11 protein-coding genes are annotated in these 8140 nt (G+C 49.3%); 5 read left to right on the forward strand and 6 right to left on the reverse strand.

What is annotated here, in order from left to right; all coding sequences use genetic code 11:
* Positions 1-96 precede the first annotated feature (96 nt).
* Together yoaE and BHE85_RS28040 are read right to left on the reverse strand one after the other, a co-directional pair.
* Positions 97-1647, reverse strand: coding sequence for a CNNM family cation transport protein YoaE (gene yoaE, locus BHE85_RS06660; protein WP_000394973.1), 1551 nt, complete (start codon positions 1645-1647; stop codon positions 97-99).
* Entirely contained in the window at positions 1635-1793 is a 159-nt protein-coding gene (locus BHE85_RS28040; RefSeq protein ID WP_001327808.1) for a protein YoaL, read from the reverse strand. Before BHE85_RS28040 ends, yoaE begins: the two co-directional genes overlap by 13 nt.
* A gap of 316 nt (positions 1794-2109) precedes the next feature.
* Between BHE85_RS28040 and manX the strand changes: the two genes are divergently transcribed.
* The 5 genes from manX to mntP all read left to right on the forward strand — a co-directional run bounded on the left by manX (position 2110) and on the right by mntP (position 6316).
* Entirely contained in the window at positions 2110-3081 is a 972-nt protein-coding gene (gene manX / locus BHE85_RS06665) for a PTS mannose transporter subunit IIAB (protein WP_000150543.1), read from the forward strand.
* 62 nt (positions 3082-3143) lie between these two features.
* Positions 3144-3944, forward strand: a complete 801-nt coding sequence (gene manY / locus BHE85_RS06670; RefSeq protein ID WP_000406926.1) for a PTS mannose transporter subunit IIC — start codon at positions 3144-3146, stop codon at positions 3942-3944.
* Between the two features lie 12 nt (positions 3945-3956).
* Entirely contained in the window at positions 3957-4808 is an 852-nt protein-coding gene (gene manZ / locus BHE85_RS06675; protein WP_000228655.1) for a PTS mannose transporter subunit IID, read from the forward strand.
* 55 nt (positions 4809-4863) lie between these two features.
* Positions 4864-5322, forward strand: a complete 459-nt coding sequence (locus BHE85_RS06680; protein ID WP_000156260.1) for a DUF986 family protein — start codon at positions 4864-4866, stop codon at positions 5320-5322.
* A gap of 427 nt (positions 5323-5749) precedes the next feature.
* A complete protein-coding gene (gene mntP / locus BHE85_RS06685; protein ID WP_001296134.1) occupies positions 5750-6316 on the forward strand; it encodes a manganese efflux pump MntP in 567 nt (188 codons plus the stop codon).
* On the opposite strand, the gene rlmA is transcribed toward mntP, so the two are convergent.
* The 4 genes from rlmA to BHE85_RS06705 all read right to left on the reverse strand — a co-directional run.
* The gene (rlmA, locus tag BHE85_RS06690; protein WP_000010115.1) at positions 6313-7122 is read right to left on the reverse strand and encodes a 23S rRNA (guanine(745)-N(1))-methyltransferase; all 810 of its coding nucleotides are present in this window, start codon (positions 7120-7122) and stop codon (positions 6313-6315) included. The genes mntP and rlmA overlap by 4 nt on opposite strands.
* Before the next feature lie 165 nt (positions 7123-7287).
* Positions 7288-7497 carry a transcription antiterminator/RNA stability regulator CspE gene (cspE, locus tag BHE85_RS06695; RefSeq protein ID WP_001062678.1) on the reverse strand — a complete coding sequence of 70 codons (210 nt, stop codon included), beginning with the start codon at positions 7495-7497 and terminating at the stop codon, positions 7288-7290.
* 12 nt (positions 7498-7509) lie between these two features.
* Entirely contained in the window at positions 7510-7653 is a 144-nt protein-coding gene (locus BHE85_RS06700) for a DUF2627 domain-containing protein (protein ID WP_001295496.1), read from the reverse strand.
* 287 nt (positions 7654-7940) lie between these two features.
* Positions 7941-8140 (reverse strand): IS1 family transposase (locus tag BHE85_RS06705; RefSeq protein ID WP_000327172.1); only part of this gene is annotated, 200 nt, incomplete at its 5' end.

An 8140-nucleotide genomic window follows, 5' to 3' on the forward strand; every position in this document is an offset into this window, starting at 1 on the left:
TAGCAACAGCTCACCCATGCGGCTCTGACAACGATGTTAACCCGCGTTAAATATCCCACGTTGGCCAGCATCTGTCTCACGGAAAGTCATACTGCCTTACTCATCTTCATCGTGCGCCGGTTGCTCTTTAACAATGCGAACCAGATCAACACGATAATCATTGGCTTCAATGATGGTGATATGCAGTGGCCCTACATCAATCACATCGCCCACACGGGGAATGTGACCATTTGCCGAGATCACGAGGCCCGCGACCGTCGCGATATCATCGTCATCGGCAAGGTGCTCAACATCAAGCGCCTGCTGCAAGGCATGCAAATCTGTACCGCCTTTTACCAGCCAGCCGTCACCATCAGTAATGATTTCCGGCGTTTCGTCAGCGTCCGGGAATTCACCCGCAATGGCTTCCAGCACATCCAGCGGCGTGACCAGACCTTGTACCACACCAAACTCGTTGGTCACGATAACAAAGCTCCCGCGAGCACGACGCAGCACGCCCAACAGGTTGATCGGATCGAGGGTTTCCGGGACGATAATCGCCGGAGACGCCGAAGCAATCGCCGCCACATCAACGCCCTCTTCCAGCGCCACCAGCAGTTCTTTAGCACGTACAATACCGATGATTTCATCCAGTTCACCGCGACATACCGGGAACAGACTGTGCGGTGAAGAGAGCAGTTGCTCGCGGATTTCATCGACCCCGAGATTAGCGTCAACCCAGCTTATTTCACCGCGCGGCGTCATGATCCCGCGCAGAGAACGCGACGCCAGCGTCAGTACGCCGTTAATCATGTAACGTTCTTCTTCGGCAAATGCACCTTCCGGGATCGGCATCGGGTTATCGGCATCGTGCTGAACATTGGCCTGACGTTTCCCGCCCATCAAACGCAGGATGGCATCGGCAGTACGCGCTCGCAGCGGCAAAGTCGACTGGTGGCGAATAAAGTTGCGACGCGCAATCTGGTTAAACACTTCGATGATGATCGAGAAGCCAATCGCGGCATACAGGTAACCTTTCGGAATGTGGAAACCGAAACCTTCTGCCACCAGACTAAGACCAATCATTAACAGGAAGCTCAGACAGAGCACCACCACCGTGGGGTGCTGGTTAACGAATCGCGTCAGCGGTTTGGATGCCAGCAACATAACCGCCATCGCAATCACTACCGCCGCCATCATCACCGGCAGATGGTTAACCATCCCTACTGCAGTAATTACCGCATCCAACGAGAAGACGGCGTCAAGGATGACAATCTGTGTGACGACCACCCAGAAACTGGCGTAGCCTTTACCGTGGCCGGAATCATGATCGCGGTTTTCCAGCCGTTCATGCAGTTCGGTTGTTGCTTTGAACAGCAAGAATATCCCCCCGAACAACATAATCAGGTCGCGTCCGGAGAAGGAGAAATCCATGACGGTAAATAGCGGTTTGGTCAGCGTGACCATCCATGAAATCAGCGACAGCAGCCCCAGACGCATAATCAGCGCCAGTGATAACCCCAGCAAACGCGCTTTATCGCGTTGTTTTGGCGGCAGTTTGTCAGCAAGAATGGCGATGAAGACCAGGTTATCGATACCCAGCACAATTTCGAGAACAACAAGCGTGAGTAGCCCCGCCCAAATTGAGGGGTCCATTAAGAATTCCATGACAAGCTCCTGCTTAAGGAATAGCTATTCGACGCCAGAAATAATGCAGGCGTAACGACAAAATGCAAACGAAAGGTGCGGCATAGAGTGCCAGAAAGGCAGGCGTTAAAAGGCCTGATGCTGAAATGACGTCGGTGACGATCCATACTGCGGGCTACTGCCCTATACTCCATGGTTGTTAAACGGGAGTTAAACATATCAGAGACGCCTCTGATTTGGCAAAGATTTACCTTCCTTTGCAAACGAATGTGACAAGGATATTTTACCTTTCGAAATTTCTGCTAATCGAAAGTTAAATTACGGATCTTCATCACATAAAATAATTTTTTCGATATCTAAAATAAATCGCGAAACGCAGGGGTTTTTGGTTGTAGCCCTTATCTGAATCGATTCGATTGTGGACGACGATTCAAAAATACATCTGGCACGTTGAGGTGTTAACGATAATAAAGGAGGTAGCAAGTGACCATTGCTATTGTTATAGGCACACATGGTTGGGCTGCAGAGCAGTTGCTTAAAACGGCAGAAATGCTGTTAGGCGAGCAGGAAAACGTCGGCTGGATCGATTTCGTTCCAGGTGAAAATGCCGAAACGCTGATTGAAAAGTACAACGCTCAGTTGGCAAAACTCGACACCACTAAAGGCGTGCTGTTTCTCGTTGATACATGGGGAGGCAGCCCGTTCAATGCTGCCAGCCGCATTGTCGTCGACAAAGAGCATTATGAAGTCATTGCAGGCGTTAACATTCCAATGCTCGTGGAAACGTTAATGGCTCGTGATGATGACCCAAGCTTTGATGAACTGGTTGCGCTGGCAGTAGAAACAGGCCGTGAAGGCGTGAAAGCACTGAAAGCCAAACCGGTTGAAAAAGCCGCGCCAGCACCCGCTGCCGCAGCACCAAAAGCGGCTCCAACTCCGGCAAAACCAATGGGGCCAAACGACTACATGGTTATTGGCCTTGCGCGTATCGACGACCGTCTGATTCACGGTCAGGTCGCCACCCGCTGGACCAAAGAAACCAATGTCTCCCGTATTATTGTTGTTAGTGATGAAGTGGCTGCGGATACCGTTCGTAAGACACTGCTCACCCAGGTTGCACCTCCGGGCGTAACAGCACACGTAGTTGATGTTGCCAAAATGATTCGCGTCTACAACAACCCGAAATATGCTGGCGAACGCGTAATGCTGTTATTTACCAACCCAACAGATGTAGAGCGTCTCGTTGAAGGCGGCGTGAAAATCACCTCTGTTAACGTCGGTGGTATGGCATTCCGTCAGGGTAAAACCCAGGTGAATAACGCGGTTTCGGTTGATGAAAAAGATATCGAGGCGTTCAAGAAACTGAATGCGCGCGGTATTGAGCTGGAAGTCCGTAAGGTTTCCACCGATCCGAAACTGAAAATGATGGATCTGATCAGCAAAATCGATAAGTAACGTATTGTGTTGATTATCACTCAGTTTTCACACTTAAGTCTTACGTAAACAGGAGAAGTACAATGGAGATTACCACTCTTCAAATTGTGCTGGTATTTATCGTAGCCTGTATCGCAGGTATGGGATCAATCCTCGATGAATTTCAGTTTCACCGTCCGCTAATCGCGTGTACCCTGGTGGGTATCGTTCTTGGGGATATGAAAACCGGTATTATTATCGGTGGTACGCTGGAAATGATCGCGCTGGGCTGGATGAACATCGGTGCTGCAGTTGCGCCTGACGCCGCTCTGGCTTCTATCATTTCTACCATTCTGGTTATCGCAGGTCATCAGAGCATTGGTGCAGGTATCGCACTGGCAATCCCTCTGGCCGCTGCGGGCCAGGTACTGACCATCATCGTTCGTACTATTACCGTTGCTTTCCAGCACGCTGCGGATAAGGCTGCTGATAACGGCAACCTGACAGCGATTTCCTGGATCCACGTTTCTTCTCTGTTCCTGCAAGCAATGCGTGTGGCTATTCCGGCCGTCATCGTTGCGCTGTCTGTTGGTACCAGCGAAGTACAGAACATGCTGAATGCGATTCCGGAAGTGGTGACCAATGGTCTGAATATCGCCGGTGGCATGATCGTGGTGGTTGGTTATGCGATGGTTATCAACATGATGCGTGCTGGCTACCTGATGCCGTTCTTCTACCTCGGCTTCGTAACCGCAGCATTCACCAACTTTAACCTGGTTGCTCTGGGTGTGATCGGTACTGTTATGGCAGTGCTCTACATCCAACTTAGCCCGAAATACAACCGCGTAGCCGGTGCGCCTGCTCAGGCTGCTGGTAACAACGATCTCGATAACGAACTGGACTAACAGGTGAGCGAAATGGTTGATACAACTCAAACTACCACCGAGAAAAAACTCACTCAAAGTGATATTCGTGGCGTCTTCCTGCGTTCTAACCTCTTCCAGGGTTCATGGAACTTCGAACGTATGCAGGCACTGGGTTTCTGCTTCTCTATGGTACCGGCAATTCGTCGCCTCTACCCTGAGAACAACGAAGCTCGTAAACAAGCTATTCGCCGTCACCTGGAGTTCTTTAACACCCAGCCGTTCGTGGCTGCGCCGATTCTCGGCGTAACCCTGGCGCTGGAAGAACAGCGTGCTAATGGCGCAGAGATCGACGACGGTGCTATCAACGGTATCAAAGTCGGTTTGATGGGGCCGCTGGCTGGTGTAGGCGACCCGATCTTCTGGGGAACCGTACGTCCGGTATTTGCAGCACTGGGTGCCGGTATCGCGATGAGCGGCAGCCTGTTAGGTCCGCTGCTGTTCTTCATCCTGTTTAACCTGGTGCGTCTGGCAACCCGTTACTACGGCGTAGCGTATGGTTACTCCAAAGGTATCGATATCGTTAAAGATATGGGTGGTGGCTTCCTGCAAAAACTGACGGAAGGGGCGTCTATCCTCGGCCTGTTTGTCATGGGGGCATTGGTTAACAAGTGGACACATGTCAACATCCCGCTGGTTGTCTCTCGCATTACTGACCAGACGGGCAAAGAACACGTTACTACTGTCCAGACTATTCTGGACCAGTTAATGCCAGGCCTGGTACCACTGCTGCTGACCTTTGCTTGTATGTGGCTACTGCGCAAAAAAGTTAACCCGCTGTGGATCATCGTTGGCTTCTTCGTCATCGGTATCGCTGGTTACGCTTGCGGCCTGCTGGGACTGTAAGACTGTTGTACACTACCGGGGGCCTTTTGGCCCCGTTTTTTTATCTGGAGGATTAATGACAATCACGGACCTGGTACTGATTCTTTTCATCGCCGCACTCCTGGCCTTCGCGATCTACGATCAGTTCATCATGCCCCGCCGTAACGGCCCCACCCTGCTGGCAATTCCTTTGCTCCGGCGTGGTCGCATCGATAGCGTTATCTTCGTCGGATTGATTGTCATTCTTATCTATAACAACGTCACGAATCATGGTGCATTAATAACGACATGGTTATTAAGCGCACTGGCTCTGATGGGTTTTTATATATTCTGGATCCGCGTTCCGAAGATCATCTTTAAACAAAAAGGTTTTTTCTTCGCCAATGTCTGGATTGAATATAGCCGAATCAAAGCGATGAACTTGTCGGAAGATGGCGTGTTGGTGATGCAATTAGAACAGCGTCGGCTGTTAATCCGCGTTCGAAATATCGACAATCTGGAAAGAATTTATAAGCTTATCGTTTTAACTCAATAAGTTATGAATTTAGCCAAAGCTATGTTTAGTGTATTTTTAATAATCAGACATAGCTTAGGCTATATTACCTCTTCCCTTATTTGTTATTTATTTTAACGTTTCATTGATATATAAATCTAAATGAATTCGTTATCAATAAAGCAATGAAATAATATATTCCAACAGTTGTTTTATATTCTCAAAATATGTTAAGGTTGCGCCCTCATTTGGGGAGTAGCCGATTTCCAGATTCCGGAAATGTACGTGTCAACATACTCGTTGCAAAACGTGGCACGTACGGACTGAATACTTTCAGTCAGGCGAGACCATATGCACATCAATCGCTATGCCTGCATGAACGCAAAAACCATCACGGCTTGTTGTTCATGTATGCATGTTTGCTGGGGGCGATGATGTGTTTTATGGATACCCCGGTCAGGACATTGTCATGAATATCACTGCTACTGTTCTTCTTGCGTTTGGTATGTCGATGGATGCATTTGCTGCATCAATCGGTAAAGGTGCCACCCTCCATAAACCGAAATTTTCTGAAGCATTGCGAACCGGCCTTATTTTTGGTGCCGTCGAAACCCTGACGCCGCTGATCGGCTGGGGAATGGGCATGTTAGCCAGCCGGTTTGTCCTTGAATGGAACCACTGGATTGCGTTTGTGCTGCTGATATTCCTCGGCGGGCGAATGATTATTGAGGGTTTTCGTGGCGCAGATGATGAAGATGAAGAGCCGCGCCGTCGACACGGTTTCTGGCTACTGGTAACCACCGCGATTGCCACCAGCCTGGATGCCATGGCTGTGGGTGTTGGTCTTGCTTTCCTGCAGGTCAACATTATCGCGACCGCATTGGCCATTGGTTGTGCAACCTTGATTATGTCAACATTAGGGATGATGGTTGGTCGCTTTATCGGCTCAATTATTGGGAAAAAAGCGGAAATTCTCGGCGGGCTGGTACTGATCGGCATCGGCGTCCAGATCCTCTGGACGCACTTCCACGGTTAATAAGAACGCTGCCAGAGGTGAATATTAAAGTCCGTCTGGCAGTCGAACACTTCTTTTGCTGCCAGTGTTTGCCAGACTTCTGGCTTCGCACGCCAGGCAAACGGCGTCATCTGCAATAATGCGACGGCTTCATCACCGCGAAGACGCATCGGATAACACAACTCCGCACTCTGCTGTAATGTAAAACCTTCCAGTTGTTCTGCATGAGGTGCATGAAGATGTACTTCATTGTAAATCAGCCCCTTCAGCTCCATCAAATGTCGCGGTCCCGGCGTGGCAGTAATGACCCAGCCGCCGGGCTTCACTACTCGTGCTAATTCTTCTGCTTTACACGGCGCGTAAATACGTATTATGGCGTCCATACTGGTATCGGAAAACGGCAAACGGTGGCTGGAAGCGACACAAAAAGTGACCTGCGGATAGCGTTTCGCCGCCGCTTTTATCGCTACCTTCGAAACATCCAGACCAAACGTGGTGATTTCGGGCAACGCATCGGCAAATGCGTGTGTGTAATACCCTTCACCACAGCCAATATCCAGCACCGCCGTGGCCTTATCATCAAGCCGTTCCCTCAGTTGGGCGACAATTGCATCACGCAGCGGCTGATAATGTCCGGCATCTAAGAATGCGCGGCGTGCTTGCATCATTTCCGCGCTGTCGCCCGGATCACGAGACCGTTTATGCTGAACGGGCAGCAGATTGACATACCCTTCTTTCGCCATATCAAACTGATGTCGCTGGGGACAGATATAGCTGTTTTTTTCACGCGAAAGAGGCTGATGGCAAAGTGGACAGGAAAAAGACATGACAACTCCGGCAGGATACTAAAGGCCGCAAGTGTAACGCGAATCACGCGGCGGGCAAATATCCGAACGCCAGGAGCGAAGATAAAGCATAGTAAAAAGCCTCGCATTCGACGAGGCTTTATAGCGAGATTGAAGCGTATTCACACTTCAGATCAGTGGATTCGATCAGATAGCTGTTACGTTAACAGCTGCCGGACCTTTCTGGCCGTCCTGAATTTCGAACTCAACGTTCTGACCTTCAGCCAGAGTTTTGAAGCCATTACCCTGGATAGCGGAGAAGTGTACGAACACGTCTTTGCTGCCATCAGCCGGAGTAATGAAGCCAAAACCTTTAGACTCGTTGAACCACTTAACCTGACCTTTAATCTTTGCCATTTGAAAAATTCCTTAGATTGTTTTCTTCGCCCGCAGGCATAACATAGATAAAACTGACACATTACTGCATGAGGCACCAATATAAGGCTCGGCAGAGAAGCGGTATTCAACATCAACGTGTTTACTCAGGACTTCTTTACTGAAAATGCCACACATAAACAGAACTGTACCTCGTTTAACCCGAAATCTGTTATCACATACAACGTTAATTATGGCAAGCCATTTTTAAACATGTCTCGATCAGACGCACAAATCTCGATACGTCTTCCACTTTTTTTGCACACTTATGCAACGGAATACGCGCCGATATATCATTGTGCTTAACCTTGCCAGTTCAGGCAGATACTTAAACTGGCGTATTTTCTAACATAGTTCAATAAGTTCAGTTGTTCCAGGCCAGTGGGAGAAGTTATTACATAGTGCGTGCAGGTAATGACTCCAACTTACTGATAGTGTTTTATGTTCAGATAATGCCCGATGACCTTGTCATGCAGCTCCACCGATTTTGAGAACGACAGTGACTTCCGTCCCAGCCTTGCCAGATGTTGTCTCAGATTCAGATTATGTCGCTCAATGCGCTGAGTGTAACGCTTGCTGATAACGTGCAGCTTTCCCTTCAGGCGTGATTCATACAGCGGCCAGC

Source organism: Shigella sp. FC1567, assembly GCF_001743015.1.
Classification (GTDB): domain Bacteria; phylum Pseudomonadota; class Gammaproteobacteria; order Enterobacterales; family Enterobacteriaceae; genus Escherichia; species Escherichia coli.

Coding starts and splice junctions, on each gene's coding strand:
- yoaE (WP_000394973.1), bottom strand. CDS start 1,647: ATGGAATTCTTAATGGACCCCTCAATTTGGGCGGGGCTACTCACGCTT.
- BHE85_RS28040 (WP_001327808.1), bottom strand. CDS start 1,793: ATGGATCGTCACCGACGTCATTTCAGCATCAGGCCTTTTAACGCCTGC.
- manY (WP_000406926.1), top strand. CDS start 3,144: ATGGAGATTACCACTCTTCAAATTGTGCTGGTATTTATCGTAGCCTGT.
- manZ (WP_000228655.1), top strand. CDS start 3,957: ATGGTTGATACAACTCAAACTACCACCGAGAAAAAACTCACTCAAAGT.
- BHE85_RS06680 (WP_000156260.1), top strand. CDS start 4,864: ATGACAATCACGGACCTGGTACTGATTCTTTTCATCGCCGCACTCCTG.
- mntP (WP_001296134.1), top strand. CDS start 5,750: ATGAATATCACTGCTACTGTTCTTCTTGCGTTTGGTATGTCGATGGAT.
- rlmA (WP_000010115.1), bottom strand. CDS start 7,122: ATGTCTTTTTCCTGTCCACTTTGCCATCAGCCTCTTTCGCGTGAAAAA.
- cspE (WP_001062678.1), bottom strand. CDS start 7,497: ATGGCAAAGATTAAAGGTCAGGTTAAGTGGTTCAACGAGTCTAAAGGT.
- BHE85_RS06700 (WP_001295496.1), bottom strand. CDS start 7,653: ATGTGTGGCATTTTCAGTAAAGAAGTCCTGAGTAAACACGTTGATGTT.